The organism is Microbacterium meiriae (genome assembly GCF_040685015.1).
Classification (GTDB): Bacteria; Actinomycetota; Actinomycetes; order Actinomycetales; family Microbacteriaceae; genus Microbacterium; species Microbacterium meiriae.
Genome location: NZ_JBFBHD010000002.1, coordinates 513,676 through 535,858, shown reverse-complemented (window position 1 = coordinate 535,858; position 22,183 = coordinate 513,676). Strand labels below are relative to the sequence as shown.

At 70.9% G+C, this 22,183-nt stretch carries 20 protein-coding genes; all 20 read right to left on the bottom strand.

All coding sequences use genetic code 11. The features are described 5' to 3' along the window. Positions 1–2: 2 nt before the first annotated feature. The 20 genes from AB0N68_RS11080 to rpoZ all read right to left on the bottom strand — a co-directional run bounded on the left by AB0N68_RS11080 (position 3) and on the right by rpoZ (position 22,165). Positions 3–809, bottom strand: coding sequence for an alpha/beta fold hydrolase (locus tag AB0N68_RS11080; protein WP_280565479.1), 807 nt, complete (start codon positions 807–809; stop codon positions 3–5). 109 nt (positions 810–918) lie between these two features. Continuing rightward, positions 919–2,367, bottom strand: coding sequence for a pyruvate kinase (gene pyk / locus AB0N68_RS11075; RefSeq protein WP_136052871.1), 1,449 nt, complete (start codon positions 2,365–2,367; stop codon positions 919–921). A 56-nt stretch (positions 2,368–2,423) separates the two neighbouring features. Further along, positions 2,424–3,890, bottom strand: a complete 1,467-nt coding sequence (locus AB0N68_RS11070; RefSeq protein WP_292795113.1) for a glutamate synthase subunit beta — start codon at positions 3,888–3,890, stop codon at positions 2,424–2,426. Then, positions 3,883–8,406, bottom strand: coding sequence for a glutamate synthase large subunit (gene gltB, locus AB0N68_RS11065; protein ID WP_292795252.1), 4,524 nt, complete (start codon positions 8,404–8,406; stop codon positions 3,883–3,885). The genes AB0N68_RS11070 and gltB overlap by 8 nt, the downstream gene beginning before the upstream one ends. Positions 8,407–8,548: 142 nt before the next feature. Further along, positions 8,549–9,574, bottom strand: a complete 1,026-nt coding sequence (gene lgt / locus AB0N68_RS11060; RefSeq protein ID WP_313366729.1) for a prolipoprotein diacylglyceryl transferase — start codon at positions 9,572–9,574, stop codon at positions 8,549–8,551. A 10-nt stretch (positions 9,575–9,584) separates the two neighbouring features. Continuing rightward, positions 9,585–10,388 carry a tryptophan synthase subunit alpha gene (gene trpA / locus AB0N68_RS11055; protein ID WP_292795110.1) on the bottom strand — a complete coding sequence of 268 codons (804 nt, stop codon included), beginning with the start codon at positions 10,386–10,388 and terminating at the stop codon, positions 9,585–9,587. Next, positions 10,385–11,653, bottom strand: a complete 1,269-nt coding sequence (trpB, locus tag AB0N68_RS11050) for a tryptophan synthase subunit beta (RefSeq protein WP_268776307.1) — start codon at positions 11,651–11,653, stop codon at positions 10,385–10,387. The genes trpA and trpB overlap by 4 nt, the downstream gene beginning before the upstream one ends. After that, complete coding sequence (trpC, locus tag AB0N68_RS11045) at positions 11,650–12,426, bottom strand: indole-3-glycerol phosphate synthase TrpC (RefSeq protein WP_268776306.1); 777 nt, start codon at positions 12,424–12,426, stop codon at positions 11,650–11,652. The genes trpB and trpC overlap by 4 nt, the downstream gene beginning before the upstream one ends. Beyond that, positions 12,426–12,656, bottom strand: coding sequence for an HGxxPAAW family protein (locus AB0N68_RS11040; RefSeq protein WP_071328620.1), 231 nt, complete (start codon positions 12,654–12,656; stop codon positions 12,426–12,428). Before AB0N68_RS11040 ends, trpC begins: the two co-directional genes overlap by 1 nt. A 47-nt stretch (positions 12,657–12,703) precedes the next feature. Next, a complete protein-coding gene (locus AB0N68_RS11035) occupies positions 12,704–13,294 on the bottom strand; it encodes a Trp biosynthesis-associated membrane protein (RefSeq protein WP_187661491.1) in 591 nt (196 codons plus the stop codon). Further along, a complete protein-coding gene (gene hisI, locus AB0N68_RS11030) occupies positions 13,291–13,674 on the bottom strand; it encodes a phosphoribosyl-AMP cyclohydrolase (protein ID WP_259954836.1) in 384 nt (127 codons plus the stop codon). The genes AB0N68_RS11035 and hisI overlap by 4 nt, the downstream gene beginning before the upstream one ends. Then, the gene (gene hisF / locus AB0N68_RS11025) at positions 13,671–14,432 is read right to left on the bottom strand and encodes an imidazole glycerol phosphate synthase subunit HisF (protein ID WP_101845708.1); all 762 of its coding nucleotides are present in this window, start codon (positions 14,430–14,432) and stop codon (positions 13,671–13,673) included. Before hisF ends, hisI begins: the two co-directional genes overlap by 4 nt. Further along, complete coding sequence (hisG, locus tag AB0N68_RS11020; RefSeq protein ID WP_187661494.1) at positions 14,432–15,271, bottom strand: ATP phosphoribosyltransferase; 840 nt, start codon at positions 15,269–15,271, stop codon at positions 14,432–14,434. The genes hisF and hisG overlap by 1 nt, the downstream gene beginning before the upstream one ends. A gap of 38 nt (positions 15,272–15,309) precedes the next feature. Beyond that, complete coding sequence (locus AB0N68_RS11015) at positions 15,310–15,573, bottom strand: phosphoribosyl-ATP diphosphatase (protein WP_025103484.1); 264 nt, start codon at positions 15,571–15,573, stop codon at positions 15,310–15,312. Next, entirely contained in the window at positions 15,570–16,250 is a 681-nt protein-coding gene (gene rpe / locus AB0N68_RS11010; RefSeq protein WP_259954830.1) for a ribulose-phosphate 3-epimerase, read from the bottom strand. Before rpe ends, AB0N68_RS11015 begins: the two co-directional genes overlap by 4 nt. 4 nt (positions 16,251–16,254) lie before the next feature. Further along, the gene (locus tag AB0N68_RS11005) at positions 16,255–17,622 is read right to left on the bottom strand and encodes an RsmB/NOP family class I SAM-dependent RNA methyltransferase (RefSeq protein ID WP_292795103.1); all 1,368 of its coding nucleotides are present in this window, start codon (positions 17,620–17,622) and stop codon (positions 16,255–16,257) included. A 92-nt stretch (positions 17,623–17,714) separates the two neighbouring features. After that, positions 17,715–18,635 carry a methionyl-tRNA formyltransferase gene (locus AB0N68_RS11000; RefSeq protein ID WP_292795101.1) on the bottom strand — a complete coding sequence of 307 codons (921 nt, stop codon included), beginning with the start codon at positions 18,633–18,635 and terminating at the stop codon, positions 17,715–17,717. Positions 18,636–18,653: 18 nt separating this feature from the next. After that, positions 18,654–20,612 carry a primosomal protein N' family DNA-binding protein gene (locus AB0N68_RS10995; protein WP_292795250.1) on the bottom strand — a complete coding sequence of 653 codons (1,959 nt, stop codon included), beginning with the start codon at positions 20,610–20,612 and terminating at the stop codon, positions 18,654–18,656. A gap of 16 nt (positions 20,613–20,628) precedes the next feature. Beyond that, a complete protein-coding gene (metK, locus tag AB0N68_RS10990) occupies positions 20,629–21,822 on the bottom strand; it encodes a methionine adenosyltransferase (RefSeq protein ID WP_071328627.1) in 1,194 nt (397 codons plus the stop codon). An 88-nt stretch (positions 21,823–21,910) separates the two neighbouring features. After that, a complete protein-coding gene (gene rpoZ, locus AB0N68_RS10985; RefSeq protein ID WP_025103490.1) occupies positions 21,911–22,165 on the bottom strand; it encodes a DNA-directed RNA polymerase subunit omega in 255 nt (84 codons plus the stop codon). Positions 22,166–22,183 lie beyond the last annotated feature (18 nt).

Sequence of the window (22,183 nt, the reverse complement as noted above, 5' to 3'; positions counted from 1 at the left end):
CCTCAGGACGTCGATGGCGCCCTCCCCCGCCGGTCGGCTGCGGCCGGCACCGCCGTCGGCCACGCACCCGTCGTGTGGGTCAGGATCGCGGAAGCCACCGCACGGGGCGCGGACTGCTGCGCGACATGGTGGTGACCGGGGATCTCCACCAGCCGCGACACGGCCGCCGCGTCACGCAGACGCCGGCACCACCGGCGTCCTGCGATCGGATCGTCGCTCCCCCGGATGATGAGGACCGGCATGGTGAGCGCGGCGATCTTCTCCTCCAGGGGATACGCGAGCATGTGCCGGACCTGACGGACATACCACCGCACGCCGCAGCGCAGGTAGTCGGTGAAGACGACGGTGTTGATCGCGGGGGTCTCGCCGAACGTGTCGATGGCCAGTGCGCGCGCCTGTGCACCGAGCGTCCGGTGGGCGTCGTCCGCGACGGGGCCGATCGTGACGACCGTACGGACGTACTCGGGATGCCGGAGCGCCGTCTCCACCGCCCACTGCACGCCCATCGAGTGTCCGACGAGCACGACGCGATCGTCGTCGAGGCTGGCCACCACCTGGGCGAGACCTGCCGCCATCTGCGGGATGGCGACATCGAACCGCGGTTTGGGCAGGCCGCCGAAGCCCGGAAGGTCGACGGAGACCACCCGGGTCGTGTCGGCGAGCACGGCGTGCAGCCGCGACAGATACCGGTGCGACATCCCGATCCCGTGCACGAGGACCACGGTCGGGGCCGTGCTGCCGGCCGGCCGCGGACTCTCCAGGATGCGGAACGTCAGCCCGGAGGTGACGAGGAGGCGACGGAGGACCATGGCAGCACGCTAGCCGAGGCCGCGGTCACGGCCGAGAGGCTTGACGCCCCGGCCCGGAGATGACAGAGAGGGGCGAGGCCGAAGCCCCGCCCCTCTCGGAACGTCTGCGTCAGACGCCGGCCTTGTAGATCGGTGCCGCGCCACGGAGCGCGTCGCCGACCTTGTGCACGCGCAGGTCGTTCGTGGAACCGATGATCCCGGGAGGGGAACCGGAGATGACGACGACCTTGTCCCCCTCGACGGCGAGGCCGTTCTCGAGGAGGTACTCGTCCACCTGGTGGTACATGAGGTCGGTGTGCTGCACCATGTCGACGAGCGTGGAGCGCAGACCCCAGGTCAGCGCCATGCGACGACGGATGCCGGGCTCCGGCGTGAAGGCCAGCATCGGGATGCGGGAGCGCAGGCGAGACAGGCGGCGCGCCGAGTCGCCCGACTGCGTGAAGACGCAGAGGAACTTGGCGTCCACGAACTCCGCGACCTCGAGGGCGGCGAGGGTGATGGCACCGCCCTGCGTGCGGGGCTTCGTGGTGAGCGGCAGGATGCGCTCCAGACCGTGCTCCTCCGTCGACTCGATGATCCGGGCCATCGTCTCGACGACGACGACCGGGTAGTCGCCCACGCTGGTCTCGCCGGAGAGCATGACCGCGTCGGCGCCGTCGAGGACGGCGTTGGCGACGTCGGAGGTCTCGGCGCGGGTCGGCACCGGGCTGTTGATCATCGACTCGAGCATCTGCGTCGCCACGATGACGGGCTTGGCGTTGCGGCGGGCCAGCTCGACGGCGCGCTTCTGCACGATCGGGACGGCCTCGAGGGGCAGCTCCACGCCGAGGTCGCCGCGGGCGACCATGATGCCGTCGAACGCGTCGACGATCTCCTCGAGCGCATCCACGGCCTGCGGCTTCTCGATCTTGGCGATGACGGGGACGCGGACGCCCTCCTCGGCCATGATCTCGTGCACGCGGGTCACGTCGGAGGCGTTGCGGACGAACGAGAGCGCGATGAGGTCGGCACCCGTCCGGAGGCCCCAGCGGAGGTCGTCCTCGTCCTTCTCGCTCAGCGCGGGGACGTTCACGGCGACACCGGGCAGGTTGATGCCCTTGTTGTTCGAGACGGCGCCCGCGACGACGACGCGCGTGGTGACGGTGACGCCGTCGGTCTCGACGACCTCGACCCGGACCTTGCCGTCGTCGATCAACAGGAAGTCGCCGGGCTTGACGTCCTGGGGAAGGCCCTTGAACGTCGTGCCGCAGATCTCCTTGTTGCCGATGATGTCCTCGGTGGTGATCTTGAAGATGTCGCCCTTGGCGAGCTCGTACGGTCCGTCCTCGAAGCGGCCCAGACGGATCTTCGGGCCCTGGAGGTCGACGAGGATGGCGACGGCGCGACCGGAGTCCTCCGCCGCGCGACGCACGTTCGCGTAGTTGTTCTCGTGCACGGAGTAGTCACCGTGGCTGAGGTTCAGTCGGGCGACGTCCACACCCGCATCGATCAGTGCGCGCACCGTCTCATACGTGGAAGTGGCGGGGCCCAGGGTGGCGACGATTTTCGCGCGTCTCAACATGTCTCCAGGGTAGAAGTGGGGGATTACGTACAGGCGACACTGCCGGCCTCAGCCTACGCGGGCTGGAGGCCGATCGCGACATCGCTGGGGCGCACCGGCTCCGGCAGCACGGTGGTGCCCATGAGGAAGCGGTCGACGTTCGCCGCCGCCGCCCGGCCCTCCGCGATCGCCCAGACGATGAGCGACTGACCGCGACCGGCGTCACCCGCCACGAACACACCGGGGATCGACGACTCGTAGCTCGCGGCGCGACGGAAGGCGCCTCGCTCGGTGACCTCCGGCCGGGTGTCCTCGGTGTAGCCGTCCTGCTCCGGCCCGGTGAAGCCCATCGCGATGAGCACCAGGTCCGCGGGGATCTCGCGCTCCGTGCCGCTCTTGGGCACGCGGCGGCCGTCGATGTACTCGGTCTCGGCCACGCGCAGCGCGCGGACCTCGCCGACGTCGTTGGACAGGAACTCCACGGTCGACGCCAGGAACATCCGCTCCCCACCCTCCTCGTGAGCCGAGGCCACCTCGAAGATCGTCGGCATCATCGGCCAGGGCTGGTGATCCGGCCGCGTCTCGCTCGGCTGCTTGCCGATGGCGAGGTTGGTCACGCTCAGGGCGCCCTGGCGGTGGGCGGTGCCGATGCAGTCGGCCCCGGTGTCGCCGCCGCCGATGACGATGACGTGCTTGCCCTCTGCCGTGATCTGGTCGGGCACGGTGTCGCCAGCGACCGCGTGGTTCGACTCCACGAGGTACTCCATGGCGAAGTGCACACCGTCGAGGTCGCGACCGGGGATCGGCAGGTCCCGCGGAACCGTCGCACCGGTGGCGATCACGACCGCGTCGTAGCGCGCGCGCAGGTCGGCCCAGGAGATGTCCTTGCCGATCTCGACGCCGGCGCGGAAGCGCGTGCCCTCCTCCTGCATCTGGCGGAGGCGGGCCTCGAGCTGACTCTTCTCCATCTTGAAGTCCGGGATGCCGTACCGCAGCAGGCCGCCGATCCGGTCGTCCCGCTCGAACACGGCGACGGTGTGCCCCGCCCGGGTCAGCTGCTGGGCGGCCGCGAGACCGGCAGGACCCGAGCCCACGACGGCCACGGTCTTGCCCGTCAGGCGCTCCGGCGGCTCCGGCTCGACCCAGCCCTTGGCGAAGGCCTCGTCGATGATGGAGACCTCGATCTGCTTGATCGTCACGGCCGGCTGGTTGATGCCGAGGACGCACGAGCTCTCGCACGGGGCCGGGCAGAGTCGTCCGGTGAACTCCGGGAAGTTGTTCGTCGCGTGCAGACGCTCGATCGCCGCACGCCCCTCCCCGCGCCAGGTGAGGTCGTTCCATTCCGGGATGAGGTTGCCCAGCGGGCAGCCGGAGTGGCAGAACGGCACGCCGCAGTCCATGCACCGGCCGGCCTGGCGACGGAGCACGGCTTTGTCGCCGGGCTCGTACACCTCTTTCCAGTCCATGATGCGCACGGGCACCGGACGGCGAGCGGGAAGTTCCCGCTCGGTCACCTTCAGAAAGCCTTTGGGGTCAGCCACCGGTCACCTCCAGGATGCGGTTCCAGACGATGTCGCCGTCGGGGTCGATCCCCTCGGCCAGTGCCTCCTCGCGCATGCTGCGCACGGCGGCGTAGTCCCGCGGGAGCACCTTCACGAACTCCGCCGCGCTCGCGTCGAAATCCTCCAGCAGAGTGGCGGCGCGCGGAGACGCCGTGCGCTCCACGTGTTCCACGAGCAGGCCGCGGAGCACTTCGAGGTCGGCGCGGTCCAGCGGCTCGAGCCGGAGTTCGCCGCTGCCGAGCGACTGCGCGTTGACCTTGCCGGTGTCCAGGGCGTGCACGTAGGCCACTCCCCCGGACATGCCGGCGCCGAAGTTCCGGCCGGTCGACCCGAGGATGACCGCGAGGCCACCGGTCATGTACTCGAGAGCATGGTCGCCGACGCCCTCGACCACAGCGGTCGCGCCGGAGTTGCGGACGAGGAAGCGCTCGCCCACCACGCCCGAGATGAACATGGTCCCCGATGTGGCGCCGTAGCCGATCACGTTGCCCGCGATGACGTTCTCGTGCGGGGCGATCGCGGAGCCGCGCGGCGGCCGGATCGTGATGTCCCCACCGGAGAGGCCCTTGCCCACGTAATCGTTGGCGTCGCCCTCCAGCCGGAGGATGATCCCCGGCGGCAGGAACGCGCCGAGCGACTGCCCCGCGGTGCCGGTGAGGGTGACGTCGATCGTCTCCTTCGGCAGGCCGGTGGCGCCGTGACGCGAGGTCACCTGATGCCCGAGCATCGTGCCGACCGCGCGCTCTGTGTTGGCGATCGGAAGCTCCACCACGACGGGGTCGCCGTTCAGCAGCGCCGCCTTCGCGATGTCGATGAGCTGCACGTCGAAGTGCTTGTCGAGCTCGTGGTCCTGGGCGCGCCCGCTGCGGCGCGGTTCGCCGGCCGGGAACGCCGGGCCCTCCAGCACGGGGCTGAGGTCGAGCCCTTCGGCCTTCCAGTGCGCGATCGCCGCGTTGGTCTCCAGCAGCTCGGTGCGGCCCACGATCTCGTCGATCGAGCGGTAGCCGAGCTCCGCGAGCAGCTCGCGCACCTCCTCCGCGATGAACTCCATGAAGTTGACGACGAACTCGGGCTTGCCCGTGAAGCGGTCGCGCAGGACGGGGTTCTGCGTCGCGACGCCCACCGGGCAGGTGTCGAGGTGGCAGACGCGCATCATGATGCAGCCGCTGACGACGAGGGGCGCAGTGGCGAAGCCGAACTCCTCGGCACCGAGGAGGGCGCCGATGATGACGTCGCGACCGGTCTTGAGCTGACCGTCGACCTGCACGACCACGCGGTCGCGCATGCCGTTGAGCATGAGCGTCTGCTGCGTCTCGGCGAGGCCGAGCTCCCACGGTGTTCCGGCGTGCTTCAGCGAGTTCAGCGGGCTCGCGCCCGTGCCGCCGTCGTGACCGGACACGAGGATGACGTCGCTGAGCGCCTTGGCGACACCGGCCGAGACCGCGCCGATGCCGGACTGGCTGACGAGCTTCGTGTGGATGCGCGCCTCGGGGTTCGCCCGCTTCAGGTCGAAGATGAGCTGCTTGAGGTCTTCGATCGAGTAGATGTCGTGATGCGGAGGCGGCGAGATGAGCCCGACGCCCGCCGTGGCGTGTCGGGTGCGCGCGACCCACGGGTACACCTTGGTCGGCGGGAGCTGACCGCCCTCACCGGGCTTGGCGCCCTGGGCGAGCTTGATCTGGATGTCGTCGGCCTCGGTGAGGTAGAGGCTCGTGACACCGAACCGGCCGGACGCCACCTGCTTGATGGCGCTGCGCCGTTCGGGATCGACGAGCCGGTCAGGGTCCTCCCCGCCCTCGCCCGTGTTCGACTTGCCGCCGATGCGGTTCATCGCGACGGCGAGGGTCTCGTGCGCTTCCTTGGAGATGGAGCCGTAGCTCATCGCGCCGGTGGAGAAGCGCTTGACGATGGCGGAGACGGGCTCCACCTCGTCCAACGGCACGGGCTTGCGCGTCCCGGTCCGCAGCGAGAAGAGGCCGCGCAGGGTCTTCAGCTCGGCCGCCTGGTCGTCGACGAGCTTGGTGTACTCGCGGAAGATGTCGTAGCGGCGGGTCCGCGTGGAGTGCTGCAGCTTGAACACCGTCTCCGGGTTGAAGAGGTGCGGAGAGCCGTCGCGACGCCACTGGTACTCGCCTCCGGTCCACAGTCGCTCGTGGGCGCGGGCCGCGGCGTCCTCCGGGTAGGCGTAGTCGTGGCGGGCCTGGTTCTCGGCGAAGATCTCCTCGATCCCGATACCGCCCAGCTTCGACTCGGTGCGCGTGAAGTAGGCGTCGATGAACTCCGGGCTGAGGCCCACGGCCTCGAACACCTGCGCGCCCGCGTAGGACGACACCGTGGAGATGCCCATCTTCGACATGATCTTCAGCACGCCCTTGCCGAGCGCGTAGATGAGGTTCTTGACCGCCTTCTCCGGGGAGATGCCCGTGATGTAGGCGGTGCGCACGAGGTGCTCGACCGTCTCCATGGCGAGGTACGGGTTGATCGCGGAGGCACCGTAGCCGATGAGGGTCGCGACGTGGTGCACCTCGCGCACATCGCCGGCCTCGACGATCAGACCGACCTTCATCCGGTTCTCGCGCCGGATGAGGTGGTGATGGATCGCCGACACCATGAGCAGCGAGGGGATCGGGACGAGGTCCTTGTTCGAGTCCCGGTCGGACAGGATGATGAACTCCGCGCCGTCCTCGATGGCCTGATCCACCTCGGCGCACATCTCGGTGAGACGCTCCGCGAGGGTGTGGGGCCCGGCATCGAAGTGGTAGAGACCGCGGATGGTGGCACTCGAGCGCCCGGGCAGGGCCTTGTCGATGTGACGGATCTTCGCGAGCTCGTCGTTGTCGATGACGGGGAAGTCGAGCGACACCGTGCGGGTGTGCTCGGGCCCCCAGGTCAGGAGGTTGACCTCGGGACCGAGGCCGAGCTTCAGGCTCGTGACGACCTCTTCGCGGATCGAGTCCAGCGGCGGGTTGGTCACCTGCGCGAACTGCTGCGTGAAGTAGTCGAAGAGCAGGCGCGGGCGCTTGCTGAGGACGGCGATCGGCGTGTCCGACCCCATGGCACCCAGCGGCTCGACCCCCGTCTGGCCCATCGGGGTGAGGAGGATGCGGACCTCCTCCTCCGTGTATCCGAAGGTGCGCTGCCGGCGCGTGATGGAGGCCGGCGGGTGCACGATGTGCTCGCGTTCCGGAAGGTCGGCCAGACGGACGGAACCCGCGTCGAGCCACTCCTGCCAGGGGTGCATCGTCGCGAGGTCGTGCTTGATCTCCTCGTCTTCGACGATCCGACGCTGGGCGGTGTCGACGAGGAACATCTTGCCGGGCTGGAGCCGGCCGCGGCGCTTGATGCGCTCCGGCTCGAAGTGCAGGACGCCGGTCTCGGAGCCGATGACCACGAGGCCGTCGGTGGTCTCCGTCCAGCGGCCGGGGCGCAGGCCGTTGCGGTCCAGCGTCGCGCCGACCAGGGTGCCGTCGGTGAAGATGAGGGCGGCCGGGCCGTCCCACGGCTCCATCTGGTTGGAGTGGTACTCGTAGAACGCGCGCAGCTCCGGCGAGATGTCGGCCTGCTTCTCGTAGGCCTCCGGCACCATCATCATGATCGCGTGCGGGAGGCTGCGGCCGGTGAGGGTCAGCAGCTCCAGCACCTCGTCGAACGACGCCGAGTCGCTGGCGCCGTCGGTGCAGATGGGCAGCAGGGGCGAGATGTCGCCGAGAAGCTCGGACTCGAGCTGCGACTGGCGGGCGCGCATCCAGTTGCGGTTGCCGCCGACCGTGTTGATCTCGCCGTTGTGGGCGAGCATCCGCAGCGGCTGCGCGAGCGGCCAGGACGGGAAGGTGTTGGTGGAATACCGTGAGTGCACGACGGCGAGCTCGGAGGCGAAGCGCTCGTCCTGCAGATCCGGGTAGAACGGCTCGAGCTGCAGCGTGGTGACCATGCCCTTGTAGCCGAGCGTGCGGCTGGACAGGGAGACGAAGTAGGCGCCGAGCTCGTGGCCCGCGCGCTTGCGCAGGCGATAGGCGACGCGGTCGAGCGCGATGCCGGTCAGCGGCGCATCGGCCAGGGTGGCGCCGCCGGCGCTCACGAAGAGCTGCTCGAAGGCGGGGCGGGCCTCGTCGGCGAGCTTGCCGAGGTTCTCGTTGGCGGTGGGGACCTCGCGCCAGCCGAGGACGCGGAGGCCCTCCGCGCGGGCGATCTTCTCGATCCCGGCCTTCTGCTGGCGGCGCTCGCTCGAATCGCGAGGCAGGAAGGCCAGCCCGGCCGCGTACTCCCCCACGGGCGGCAGTTCGAAGCCGGTGACCGCGCGGAGGAAGTCGTCCGGCATCTGGGTGAGGATGCCGGCTCCGTCCCCGGTGCCCGCGTCGGACCCGATGGCCCCGCGGTGCTCCAGGTTGCGCAGGGCCTCGAGGGCCAGCGCGATGATGTCGTGCCCGGCTTCGCCGCGCAGCGTTGCGACCATGGCCAGGCCGCAGGCGTCCTTCTCGAACGCCGGGTTGTACATGCCCTGCTTCGGGGGGTATGCGCCGGAGGCGCCGTAAGGGGGCTGGAAGTACACCAGTTACCGTCCTCAGATCTTCAGTGAAACCCGGGGACGTCGTCGGCCCGCTCGTTCAGTGCAATGGTTCTCCCGCCGCGAGTCGGCGTTATCGGGAGCCGTCCCCGCTCGAGGGAGCAGCGCTTGTGGCAGTGGCTCCGGCGGCGACTTCTTCGGCCGGAGGCTCGCTCACGTCCACGAAATCAGAGGGATTGTCCTGCGATTGTACATCAGCGTCCACGTCCTTCCGTCCGCGGCCCGGCTGGTACGGCGAGGGCTCGAGACCGGGGTGACGGCGGGTCTGCACGACCAGGATGACGAGTCCGACGACGACGCCGATGATGGCGGCCCAGACGTTGCTGCGCAGGCCGAGGATGATCTCGCTCGGGTCGATCCGGATCGACTCCCACAGGATGCGTCCGGCGCTGTACCAGATCAGGTAGATCGCGAAGAGGCGACCCCACTGGAAGAACAGCTTGCGACCGAGCCACAGGAGCACGAGGACGCCGAGCCCGTTCCAGATGACCTCGTAGAGGAACGTCGGGTGGAACAGGGTGCCCCCGGGAAGCCCGGGAGGGAAGGCCGAGTTCGTCGACTCGATCTCCAGGCCCCACGGCAGCGAGGTGGGCAGGCCGAAGAGCTCGTGGTTGAACCAGTTGCCGAACCGGCCCATCGCCTGGGCGAGCAGCAGGCCGGGAGCCAGCGCGTCCGCGAACGTCCAGAAGCGGATGCCGGTCCACCGGCAGCCGAGGTACGCCCCGACGGCGCCGCCGATGAGCGCACCGAAGATGGCGATGCCGCCCTCCCAGATCGCCCAGACGGAACCGGGCTCGAAGGGGTTCCAGGTGTTCTTGCCTTCGCCGAAGTAGAAATTCGGGTGGGTGAGCACGTGGAAGATGCGCGCGCCGATGATCGCGAGCGGCACCGCCAGGATCGCGATGTCGATGACCACCCACGGCTCCGCCCCGCGCTTGGTGAGGCGGTGGTTCGTCATCAGCACGGCGACGATGATGCCGGCGATGATGCAGAGCGCGTAGAAGTGGATCCGGAGCGGGCCGAGATCGAAGTACGACACGGGCGGGCTCGGGATGCTGGCGAGCACGCCGGCGGCGGTGCTGTGGAGCGCGGAGGACATGAGTGCGATCCTACTTCTCTGAGACGAAGCGCGCCGACGCGGTGCCGGCGGCCAGGGTTCGGGTGACTTCGGCGAGGGCGGGGACACCGCCGTCGCGGAGGGCGCGGACGAGGGCGGTGCCGACGATGGCGCCGTCGGCGTACTCGGAGACGCCGGCGATCTGCTCCGGGGTCGAGATGCCGATGCCCACGCAGGCGCGGCGGGCGCCGTGGTCGCGCAGTCGCGACACGAGGGTCCGGGCTGCGCGGTCGAGCTCGGCCCGCTCCCCCGTGATGCCCATGGTGGAGACGGTGTAGACGAAGCCCGTCGAGGACCGCACGACGAGATCGAGCCGCTCGTCCGACGAGGTCGGAGCCGCGAGGAAGACCCGGTCGAGACCGAGGCGCTCGCTGGCCGCGATCCACTCGCCGGCCGCTTCCGGGGTGATGTCCGGAGTGATGAGGCCGGCGCCGCCCGCGGCGAGCAGGTCCTCGGCATAGCGGTCCACCCCGTACTGCAGCACCGGGTTCCAGTAGGTCATCACGAGGACCGGGACGTCGGTCGCGGCGGTGATCGCGCGGATGGCGGTGAAGAGGTCCTTCATCCGGAAGCCCGCGGCGAGGGCCTTGGTCGTCGCCTCCTGGATGATCGCGCCGTCCATGACGGGATCGCTGTAGGGCGGCCCGAGCTCGATGATGTCCACGCCGTTCTCGGCGAGGGCGATCGCCGCCTGGATGCTCGTCTCCAGGTCCGGGAAACCGACGGGCAGGTAGCCGACGAAGGTGCTGCGGCCGGCGTCGTGCGCGCGCTGGATGGCCTGTTCGACGCGGCTCACAGCTGCGGCTCTCCCTTCGAGGCCGCGTCCTCGGCGGCGCTCTCCTCGGACACGTCGTGCGCGAGGGCGTCCTCGTCGTACAGCTCGAAGTACCGGGCGGCGGTGTCCATGTCCTTGTCGCCACGGCCCGAGAGGCAGATCGCGATCAGGCCGTCGGGGCCGAGCTCGCGGCCGATCCGCAGCGCACCGGCGAGGGCATGAGCCGACTCGATCGCGGGGATGATCCCCTCGGTCCGGCTCAGCAGCCGCAGAGCCTGCATCGCCTCGTCGTCCGTCGCCGGGATGTACTCGGCCCGACCGATGTCGGCGAGCCAGGAGTGCTCTGGACCCACGCCCGGGTAGTCGAGACCGGCGGAGATGGAGTGCGATTCGACGGTCTGGCCGTCCTCGTCCTGCAGCACGTACGTCTTCGCGCCGTGCAGCACGCCGGGGCGGCCGCGCTCGATCGACGCCGCGTGCTTGTCGGTGTCGACACCGTCGCCGGCAGCCTCCACGCCGTACAGCCGCACGCCCTCGTCGTCCAGGAACGCGTCGAACATGCCGATCGCGTTGGACCCGCCGCCGACGCAGGCGACGACGGCATCAGGGAGCCGGCCGACCTCGTCGAGGATCTGGGCACGGGCCTCTTCGCCGATGATCTTCTGGAAGTCGCGCACCATCGCCGGGAACGGATGCGGTCCCGCAGCCGTGCCGAAGATGTAGTTGGTCGTCTCGACCGAGGCGACCCAGTCGCGGTAGGCGTCGTTGATCGCGTCCTTCAACGTGCGCGACCCCGAGGTCACCGCGATGACCTCGGCGCCCAGCAGGCGCATCCGGGCGACGTTGAGCGCCTGACGCTCGGTGTCGACCTCGCCCATGTAGATGGTGCAGTCGAGCCCGAACAGGGCGGCGGCCGTCGCCGTCGCGACGCCGTGCTGCCCGGCCCCGGTCTCGGCGATGACCCGTGTCTTGCCAAGGCGCTTGGTGAGCAGGGCCTGGCCCAGCACGTTGTTGATCTTGTGCGAACCCGTGTGGTTGAGGTCCTCGCGCTTGAGGAAGACCCGCGCGCCGCCCGCGTGCTCGGCGAACCGTGGCACCTCGGTGAGCGCGGAGGGGCGCCCGGCGTAGGAGGACAGCAGATGGGCCAGCTCGGCTCGGAACTCCGGGTCGGCGATGGCCTCCTCGTAGGCGACCGTCAGCTCGTCGATCGCGGCGACCAGGGATTCCGGCATGTACCGCCCGCCGAAATCGCCGAAGAACGGACCGTGCTGGTCGCGCAGACTCACTTCGCCTCCAGGAAGCTCTCGAGAGTGGCCACCGGGTCTCCGGTCACCAGGGCCTCGCCGATCAGCACGACGTCGGCGCCGGCCGAACGGTAGTGCGCGACGTCGGCGGGCGTGAGCACCGCGGACTCCGCGATCTTGATCGCCGAGTCGGGGATGCGGTCCACGAGACGACCGAACAGATCGCGGTCGAGTTCGAGGGTCTTGAGGTTGCGGGCGTTCACGCCGATCAGGTCGGCGCCGAGGTCGATCGCGGCCTCCAGCTCCTCCGCCGAGTGGGTCTCGACGAGCGGAGTCATGCCGAGCTCGAGGATGAACCCGTACAGGTCGCGCAGGATGTCCGGCTCCAGGCCGGCGACGATGAGCAGGACGAGGTCGGCACCGGCGGCGCGGGCCTCCAGCACCTGGTAACGCGTGGCGATGAAGTCCTTGCGCAGCACGGGAAGCGAGACCCGGGCGGTGACCGCCTCCAGATCGGCGAGGCTGCCTCCGAAACGACGTCCCTCGGTGAGGACGCTGATCGCGGAGGCGCCGCCGGTCTCGTAGAGCGCGGCCTGGTGCGCGGGATCCGGGATCTCGGCGAGGGGGCCGCGGGACGGGCTCGCCCGCTTCACCTCGGCGATGATCTTCACCCGATCGGCGGGAGCGAGGAACGACAGTGCGTCCTTCGCCGCGGGGCGCGAAAGAGCGTCACGCTCGACGACCGCGAGCGGGCGGGACTCAGAACGACGCTCGGCGTCTGCGACAGCGCCGGCCGTCAGGTCGGCGAGGACCACTAGTGCGCCTTCGGAGCGTACTTGGGACCCTTCACGCCGTAGCCCGCCTTCGCGAGCACCCAGCCGACGATCGCCCCGATCGGGATCAGCGCGGCGGAGATCCACACCAGGGTCGGCTGCTCGAAGCAGAACGCGACGGTCGCGGCGGCGAAGCCGACGAGCATGATCACGACGGCGGTCCAGGCCGCAGGCGAGTGTCCGTGGCCGGGGTCAGCGATCGGGTTGGTCATGTTCTCCTCCGGGGACGACGTGGGGATCTGGGTTCAGTCTATCGGGGTCAGCGCGTCGGGTCGGACCCCCGGGACAGCTCGTCCCAGGAATCGACCGCGTCGACGGGGCCGTCGTGCGGCGCATCGGTCGGCGCGTCGGTGCGGTAGCGACGGCCGCCGACCTTCCAGCGCCGCCAGGTGGTCAGCACGAGGACGGCGGCGGCGAGCAGGATCACCCAGCCGCCGAGGGCGAGGTACGGCCAGACGGACGGGATGATGCTCGCCGCGACCTCGTGGACCGCTCCGCTTCCGGCGAGTCCCGTCGTCTCGGTGACGGTCGCGGCCACCGCACCGTACGCGTCGCCGAGGAGGACCTGCAGCGTGGACCAGCCCAGGAACACGGCGGCCGCGGCGGCGAGCACCCCGAAGACGAGACGCACGGCCCGGCCGGCGATCGCGAGAGCCGCACCCAGCGCGAGCACGGCGAGGCTCAGCGGCGCGAGCAGCACGAGAGCGGAGGCGCCGGGGACGAGGATGTCCTCCCCCGCGTCCGCCCGCTGCACGGTGAACCAGGTCTGCGTGGAGGAGATGATCCCGATGGCGCCGGCCAGCAGGAAGCCTGTCACGGAGAGGGACCGGCCGCGCTGCGCGATGCTCACGAGGCCGCCGCCCCGTCGACGGCGTCCAGGTCGGTGGAGTCGAAGCACGTCCGCGTTCCGGTGTGGCACGCGGGGCCGGTCTGGTCGACGAGGAGCAGGAGCGCGTCACCGTCGCAGTCGAGGCGGGCCTCCCGCACGACCTGGATATGCCCGGAGGTGTCACCCTTGCGCCAGTACTCCTGGCGGGAGCGGGACCAGTAGGTCGCGCGGCCCGAGGTGAGCGTGCGGCGCAGGGCCTCGGCGTCCACCCAGGCGAGCATGAGCACCTCGCGCGAATCCCACTGCTGCACGATGATCGGGGCGAGCCCGTCCGCGTTGAACGCGACCTGGGCGATGCGGTCGTCGATGGAGACCTCGTCCTGCTTCGGCGTGTCGGTCATCGGACGAGCACTCCTTCCGCGCGCAGCGCATCCTTCACGTCACCGACGGTCAGGGCTCCGGTGTGGAACACGCTGGCCGCGAGCACAGCGTCCGCCCCCGCCTTGATGGCCGGCGCGAAGTCGGTCGCCCGCCCCGCACCGCCGGAGGCGATCACCGGGATCGGCGCGACTTCACGCATGAGGCGGACGAGCTCGAGATCGAAGCCGTCGCGCGTGCCGTCGGCGTCGATCGAGTTCACCAGCAGCTCCCCCGCCCCGCGCTCCGCGGCCTCGCGCGCCCAGTCGAGCGCGTCCAGCGTGGTCTGCGTACGACCGCCGTGCGTGGTAACGACGAAGCCGGAACGGGTGGTATCGGCGCGCTTGACGTCGAGCGAGAGCACGAGCACCTGGGCGCCGAAGCGATCCGCGATCTCGCCGATTAGCTCGGGACGGGCGATCGCCGCGGAATTCACGCCGACCTTGTCCGCACCGACCGAGAGGAGCCGCGCGACGTCGTCGACGCTGCGCACGCCGCCGCCCACCGTCAGCGGAACGAAGACCTGCTCTGCGGTGCGCTGCACGACGTCGTAGGTCGTCGCCCGCGCATCCACGGTCGCGGTGACGTCGAGGAACGTGATCTCGTCGGCGCCCTGGGCCGCGTAGTGACGGGCGAGCTCCACCGGATCACCCATGTCGCGGAGGTTCTCGAAGTTGACGCCCTTGACGACGCGGCCGTCGGCGACGTCCAGGCATGGGATGACGCGACTCGCGAGGGTCATCAGAGCCTCGCCGCGTGGATCGCCGTGACGAGGATGGCCCGGGCACCGAGGGCGTAGAGGTCGTCCATCACCTGATTGACGCGGCGCCGGGGGATCATCACGCGGACGGCCACCCAGGACGGGTCGCGGAGCGGCGAGATGGTCGCGGACTCCCGACCGGGGGCGATGGCCACGGCCTGATCGACCAGCTCGGTGGGCAGGTCGTAGTCGAGGAGCACGTAGCGGCGTGCGACCATGACACCGCGGAGCCGGCGCAGCAGCGTATCCACGCCGTCGGCCTCGCCGGGACGGCTGATGAGCACGGCCTCGGACTCCAGGATCACGGGGCCGAAGATCTCCAGCCCCGCCTGCCGCAGGGTGGTGCCGGTGGACACGACGTCGGCGACCGCATCGGCGACGCCGAGGCGCACCGCGGACTCGACCGCGCCGTCGAGCTGCACGAGCTCGGCGTTCACACCCTGGTCGCGGAGGAAGGAGCCCACCAGACCCGGGTAGGCGGAGGCGACGCGGACGCCGTCGAGGTCCTGGACCGAGGTGAAGCGTCCGGGAGGACCGGCGAAGCGGAACGTGGACGCCCCGAATCCGAGCTGCTCGATCTCGCGCGCCGGCTGCTGCACATCCAGGAGGAGGTCGCGACCGGTGATGCCGACGTCGAGGGCACCGGAGGCCACGTACGTGGCGATGTCACGGGGGCGGAGGAAGAAGAACTCGACGTCGTTCTCGGCGTCGATGACATGCAGGGTCTTGGGGTCGCGGCGGCCGGCGTAGCCCGCCTCCGCGAGCATCTCGGCGGCGGTCTCGGAGAGCGAGCCCTTGTTGGGAACGGCGATGCGCAGCATGAACGGCTTTCAGTTCGAAGGAGTGGGACCGGGGCGCATCACAGATGTCGATAGACGTCCTGCAGCGTGAGGCCCTTCGCGAGCATCATCACCTGCAGGTGGTAGAGGAGCTGCGAGATCTCCTCGGCTGCGGCGGCGTCCGACTCGTACTCCGCCGCCATCCAGACCTCGGCGGCCTCTTCGACGATCTTCTTGCCGATCGCATGCACGCCGCCGTCGAGCTCCGCGACGGTGCCCGATCCCTCTGGGCGGGTCTCGGCCTTGACGCTGAGCTCGGCGAACAGCTCGTCGAAAGTCTTCACCCCTCCAGGCTACCGGCTCGCGCGAGGTCCCTGAGCCGGGTGACAGCCGCCTCCACGTCGTCCGCACCGTAGACCGCGGAGCCGGCGACGAAGGTGTCCGCCCCCGCTTCGGCAGCCTGGGCGATCGTCGCGTCGGAGATCCCGCCGTCGACCTGGAGCCAGACGGACGAACCGCGCCGCCGGGCCTCCGCGGACAGCGCCTGCAGCTTCGGAATGGTCTCCGGCATGAATCCCTGGCCTCCGAAGCCGGGCTCCACGGTCATCACGAGGATCTGGTCGAACTCGTCCAGCAGCTCGAAGAGTCCCTCGACGGGCGTAGCGGGCTTGACCGCCACCCCCGCACGGGCGCCGATGTCACGCAGCCGACGCGCGAGCGCCACCGGCTCCCCCGCCGCCTCCAGGTGGAAGGTCACGCTCGCGGCACCGAGTTCGGCGTAGCCGGGGGCCCAGCGATCCGGATCCGTGATCATGAGATGCACGTCCAGCGGGACCGGGCTGGTCTCCTGGATGCGCTGGACCATCTGCGGACCGAAGGTGAGGTTCGGGACGAAGTGGTTGTCCATGACATCGACGTGCGCGAAGTCGGCCGTCGCGATGCGCGCGAGTTCCGCCTGCATGTTGACGAAGTCCGCGGCGAGGATGCTGGGGTTGATGCGCGGGGCGCGGGGCAGATCCATGGTCTCAACCTTCCTTCGGGGCTTCTGTCGCATCGCCGGGGCGCTGCAGGAGTGCGAGGAACATCGCGTCGGTGCCGTGGCGATGCGGCCAGAGCTGTGCGCTGCCGGTCTGCGAGCGGCCGTCGTCGGCGAGGTCGATCGGCGACTGGGCCACGCCGCGCAGCACGGCGCGGGCGTCGAGTTCGACGAGCTCAGGACGCAGGCGCCGCACCTCCTCGACCACCGCCGTCGTCTCCGCGAGGTGGGGCGAGCAGGTGACGTACGCGACGATGCCTCCGGGAGCCAGAGCCTCCACGGCCGCCGTCAGCAGACCGACCTGCAGCGGCACGAGCTCGGCGACGTCCGCCGGGGACTTGCGCCACCGGGACTCCGGGCGCCGACGGAGGGCGCCGAGGCCGGTGCAAGGGGCGTCGACCAGGATCCGGTCGAACGCGCCGGGCCGCTCGGCGGCCAGCTCCCGGCCGTCGCGCTCGTGGACGGTGACGTCGCCCGGGACGGCTCGCAGGGCGTTGCGCACGAGTCGGGCCCTGGTGGGCACGACCTCGTTGGCCTCCAGTACCGCGTCGTTCTCCCGGGCGACGGCGGCGAGCAGAGCGGTCTTTCCGCCGGGGCCCGCGCACAGGTCGAGCCACCGCTCCCCCTGACGGACCGGGGTCGCCGCGGTCAGCGCGAGCGCGACGAGCTGCGACCCTTCGTCCTGCACGCGGACCGCGCCCTCGGAGGCGGTCAGCGCGAGACGCGGATCGCCCCCCGGAGACGCGAATGCCGTGGCGGCGTAGGGCCGACGAGGCTCCTGCGGCTCCGCGAGCCCGGGGAGGGCGACGAGCGTGACCTCGGGCGAGACGTTGTCGGCCTCCAGCAGGGCGTCCAGTTCCTCGACACGCCCCTCGGCGGCGAGGGCGCGACGCAGCGCCCGGATGATCCACACCGGGTGCGCAGCACGGAGCGCCAGCCGTTCGTCGTCCGACCGTGCCGCCGCCTCGATGCGCGCGAGCCACTCCTGGGGCGACTCCCGGGCGATCCGCCGGAGCACCGCGTTCGCGAAGCTGGACGCCCCGCGACCGGCGTCGAGCGCGACGAGGTTCACCGACTCGTTCACGGCCGCGTGCGGGGCCACCCGCGTCGCGAGGAGCTGGTGCACGGCGAGCCGGAGCGCGTCGAGCACCGCGGGGTCGATCGCGTCGGCCGGGCGATCCGCGGCCGCGGCGATGATCGCGTCGTACGTGCCGCGGCGACGGAGTGTGCCGTAGGTCAGTTCCGTCGCCAAGGCCGCGTCCTGCGGGTCCAGCCTGGCCTCGGCGATCGCGGTCGGCAGCAGCAGGTTCGCGTAGGCGTCGGAGTCCGACACCGCCCTGATCACGTCGTAGGCCACGCGGCGCGCAGGCTGTACCGTCCGGTCGGGGCCGCGGCCGTTCCGCGTCCGGTCCTCGCGCTGCGGGCCGTTGCCGGGGCGTCGCCGGTCGTTCACGAGCCGGCCACCGGGGTCGTGCCCTGCAGGCCGCGCCACCAGTCGGCGGCGTTCATGGGTCCCTTACCCGCGGGTTGCAGCCGGGTGACGGCGAGCGGTGAGGTGGCCGTCCCGATCAGGACCTCCGCTCGCGTGCCCGCCACGGCACCCGGTGGCAGGTCCTCCGCCCCGGCATCGGCGGGCCGGGCCTCGAGGATCTTGAGCCGCTGGCCGTCGATCGTCGTGTGCGCCCCCGGCTCCGGAGTGACCCCGCGGAACCGGGCGTACACGACGTCGAACGGCTCGCGGAAGTCGAGGAGACCGTCCTCGAGCGTCAGCTTGGCGGCGAACGTCGGCTCGCCCTCCTGCGGCACCGCGTGGGCAGTCCCGTCCGCGATCGCCGCGACCACGTCCGCGGTGAGAGCCGCGCCGTCGAGGGCCAAGGCCTCCAGCGCCTCCCCCGCCGTCGATGTGCCCGGCAGTTCGACGGCGCGCGTCGCGAACACGTCGCCGGCATCGAGCTCCGGGACGAGCTGGAAGACGCTCGCTCCGAGGACCGGATCTCCGGCGATCAGGGCGCGCTGCACCGGCGCGGCGCCGCGCCAGGCCGGCAGGAGCGAGAAGTGCAGGTTGATCCACCCGGCCTCCGGCGTGGACAGCAGAGGCTCGCGGACGAGCCCGCCGTACGCGACGATCACGCCGAGCTCGGGGCGCAGGGCAGCGATCTCCTCCGTCACCGCGTCGTCGAGGCGCGCGGCGTGGATGACGCCCAGGCCGAGTTCGGCCGCGGCCTGGGCGACGGGCGAGGGAGTGAGCACACGCTTGCGCCCGAGGGGGGCGTCGGGGCGCGTCACGACGGCGGCGATGTCGTGCTCGACGGCGAGGCGTCGCAGAGTGGGGACCGCGGCGGCGGGAGTGCCGGCGAAGACGAGGCGCATGAAGGTTCTCCGGAAGGGTCAGAGTTCTGGATCGAGGATATCGAGGCGGACCGAGAGCGTGCTGCGGGCGGCCTTGGTCCGACCGCGGCGACCGCTCACCGCCTCGGCCACGACGGCCGCACGGAGGGTGGTTGCGACGCGGCTTCCCGCGCCGTAGTCGAAGCGTACGAGAGCCCGGACCCGCGGGGGGACGTCGTCCGATTCGACGGGGACGGGACCGAGGACCGCGTCCCCGGGCAGCGAGAGCTCGGAGAGCGCCTCCAGAGCACGGGCGACCGCGGCGGCGGATCCCTCCACGAGCGCGACGCGGGCGGTCGGCGGCATGTGCAGCGGCGCCCGCTGCTCCAGCTCGGTGCGCGCGTAGGCGGCGTGGTTCCAGGTCGCCAGGGCCCGGGCGACGGCGCCGTCCACACCGACGAGGTGGACGGGAGCGCCGGGAGCGGCCAGAGCGGCCGCGTTCGACCACCACCGCAGGCAGGCTTCGCCGATGCGCAGATCCGGCGCCTGCAGCATGCGCGGCCCGTCGAGCAGGACGACGGCCCGGTAACCGCCCTCCGCGAGCGGCTCGGCGCCGCGGGTGGCCACCACCAGCGCCGGGCGCGCGTCGACGCGCTCGACGGGGTGGCTGCCGTCGGCGACGATGACGCGGACGCCAGGGAACGCGCGGCCCAGCTCATCGGCGGTCCGTTCGCTGCCGGACGAGGCGAGTCGGAGACGGGTCGAGGAGCACACCGGGCAGGTCCACGCCCTGGCACCGCGTCCGCACCACCCGCATACCGGGACCGCGCCGCGATGACGGGCGCCGAGCGGACCGCCGCAGTGGGGGCATCGGGCGGGGGCCCGGCAGTCGGCGCAGACGAGGGACGGGGCGAAGCCGGGGCGCGAGACCTGGATGAGCACGGGTCCCTCCGCGGCCGCGTTCCGCGCCGCGAGGAAGGCCGACGACGGCATCCGCTGGGGCGTGGGCTGCTCCATCTCCTGCGGTGTGCTCAGCACGACGCGCGGCAGCACGCGCCGGGCGGCACGGATGTCCTGCAGCCAGCCGCGCGCCACGAGCCGCTCCACCTCGGTCGTCCGCGTATGACCGGCGAAGAGCAGAGCCGATCCCTCCGCCTCCTGCCGCAGCAGCGCCGCATCCCGGGCGTGGACGTAGGGAGCGAGCGGCTCGCCCAGCAGGCTGTCGCCGTCGTCCCACACCGCCACGAGACCGGCGACGACGGGGGCGTACACCGCGGACCTGTTCCCGACGACGATGCAGGGCGCGTCCTCGAGCGTGCGCAGGAAGGAGCGGTAGCGGTCCGGGTTGGTCTGTCGGGAGTCGTGCCGCGCGATCGCCTCCGGGTGGACGAACCCGTCGAGGGCCGCCAGGAGCCGATCGAGGTCGCGGTGGTCCGGGACGACGAGGATGCTCGACTTCCCCGCCGCGAGTGTCGTCGCAGCGGCTGCAGCCAGCATGCGCGCCCAACCGGGTGCGTCATCGGTGAGCTGCGGGATGGCCTCGACCGCCGCACGACCGCTCTCGTCGAGCACCGCCTGCAGCCCGTCGTACAGCCCGACGACGGACGCAGCCGCGTCTCGGGCCTCGGGCTCCGGCTGCGGGATCGGAGAATCGGCGGTCCAGGCCTTCTCGACGCGCACCTGCCGCTTCGGGATGACCAGCCGCAGCACGTCGGACGCCGACCCCGCCGCGCGATCGGCGACCCGCCGAGCCAGTCGGTACAGACGATCCGGCAGCACGGGGACGCTCGACACGATGCTCTCGACCTCGGAGAGCGGCCGATCGGCGTCGCCCTCCACGTCCAGTTCCACCACGAACCCGTCGACCACGCGGCCGGCGGTCCGCAGGGGGACACGCACCCGGACCCCGGGCTCGACGTCACCGAGCTCGGGAGGAAGGGCGTAGTCGAACAGGCGGTCGAGCTGCGGCAGCGGGGATTCCAGGAGCACCCGGGCGATGCGCCGGCTCTCCGGAGAGATCAGCACCGCGGCCTCGTCAGAGCCCGGCAGCGCGCCGCAGCTCCTCGGCCCGGTCCGTCCGCTCCCAGGTGAAGTCCGGCAGCTCCCGACCGAAGTGCCCGTAGGCCGCCGTCTGGGCGTAGATCGGCCGCAGCAGGTCGAGCTGCTCGATGATGGCCTGCGGCCGCAGATCGAACACCTCGTCGATGGCCCGCGTGATGACCTCGTCGGACACGCGCCCCGTGCCGAAGGTCTCCACGTACAGACCGACGGGGCGCGCGACACCGATCGCGTAGGCGACCTGCACCTCGAGGCGGTCGGCCAGACCAGCGGCGACCGCGTTCTTGGCGACCCAGCGGGTCGCGTACGCGCCCGACCGGTCGACCTTCGACGGGTCCTTGCCGCTGAAGGCGCCGCCGCCGTGCCGTGCGGCTCCCCCGTAGGTGTCGATGATGATCTTGCGTCCGGTGAGCCCGGCATCCCCCTTCGGGCCGCCCGTGACGAAGGGCCCCGCGGGGTTGATGTAGTAGGTGACGTCGTCGAGGTCGAGGCCGGTCGTGGCGAGGACCGGATCGATGACGTGCTCGCGGATCTGCGCCTTCAGGTCGTCCTGGGCGATGTCCGGGTTGTGCTGCGTGGACAGCACGACGGCGTCGACGGTCTTCGGGGTGAAGCCGTCATAGCCGAGGGTGACCTGCGTCTTGCCGTCGGGGCGCAGGAAGGGCAGCAGCCCGCTGCGGCGCACCTCCGTCAGCCGTTCGGCGATGCGGTGCGCGGTCCATGCGGCCATCGGCATGAGCTGCGGGGTCTCGTTGGTGGCGAACCCGAACATGATGCCCTGGTCTCCGGCGCCGAGACCGTCGAGCGGATCCACGGACGAGCCGTCGCGGTGCTCCTGCGCGTTGTCGACACCGTGGGCGATGTCGGTGGACTGCTCCCCCACCGAGACGCTGACGCCGCACGAGTCGCCGTCGAAGCCGGTGTCGGAGGACGTGTAGCCGATGCCGTTCACGACCTGCCGGACGATCGTCGGGATGTCGACGTAGGCGTCCGTGCGGATCTCCCCGGCGACGTGCACGAGCCCGGTCGTGACGAGCGTCTCGACCGCGACCCGGGAGCCCGGGTCCTTCGCGAGCAGTCCATCGAGGATGCTGTCCGAGATCTGGTCGCAGATCTTGTCCGGATGCCCTTCGGTGACGGACTCGGACGTGAACAGACGCAGCGCGCTCATCGATGCTCCAGAACGGGGACGGACGGTGGGAGGGTGTGGCACCCATTCTGGACCGCGCCACCGACGTCGCGGCGGCGCGGTCGTCGAGTCACTCCGCGTGACGCAGGCGGAGCTTGTCCTCGTTGATCTCGTGCAGGGCGATGGTGAGCGGCTTGTCCTCGACCGAGGAGTCGACGAGCGGGCCCACGTTGTCGAAGAGGTTGCCCTCGTGCAGGTCGGAGTAGTAGTCGTTGATCTGACGGGCGCGCTTGGCGGCGTAGATGACGAGCTCGTACTTGGAGTCGACGCGCTCCAGCAGGTTGTCGATGGGGGGATCGATGATGCCGTTGTTGCGTCCGGCCATGGGTGGACCTCCTGATCA

Coding starts and splice junctions, on each gene's coding strand:
- AB0N68_RS11080 (WP_280565479.1), bottom strand. CDS start 809: ATGGTCCTCCGTCGCCTCCTCGTCACCTCCGGGCTGACGTTCCGCATC.
- gltB (WP_292795252.1), bottom strand. CDS start 8,406: ATGTACAACCCGGCGTTCGAGAAGGACGCCTGCGGCCTGGCCATGGTC.
- lgt (WP_313366729.1), bottom strand. CDS start 9,574: ATGTCCTCCGCGCTCCACAGCACCGCCGCCGGCGTGCTCGCCAGCATC.
- AB0N68_RS11040 (WP_071328620.1), bottom strand. CDS start 12,656: ATGACCAACCCGATCGCTGACCCCGGCCACGGACACTCGCCTGCGGCC.
- hisI (WP_259954836.1), bottom strand. CDS start 13,674: ATGACCGACACGCCGAAGCAGGACGAGGTCTCCATCGACGACCGCATC.
- hisF (WP_101845708.1), bottom strand. CDS start 14,432: ATGACCCTCGCGAGTCGCGTCATCCCATGCCTGGACGTCGCCGACGGC.
- hisG (WP_187661494.1), bottom strand. CDS start 15,271: ATGCTGCGCATCGCCGTTCCCAACAAGGGCTCGCTCTCCGAGACCGCC.
- rpe (WP_259954830.1), bottom strand. CDS start 16,250: ATGGATCTGCCCCGCGCCCCGCGCATCAACCCCAGCATCCTCGCCGCG.
- AB0N68_RS11000 (WP_292795101.1), bottom strand. CDS start 18,635: ATGCGCCTCGTCTTCGCCGGCACTCCCGCCGCCGCGGTCCCCACTCTG.
- metK (WP_071328627.1), bottom strand. CDS start 21,822: ATGAGCGCGCTGCGTCTGTTCACGTCCGAGTCCGTCACCGAAGGGCAT.
- rpoZ (WP_025103490.1), bottom strand. CDS start 22,165: ATGGCCGGACGCAACAACGGCATCATCGATCCCCCCATCGACAACCTG.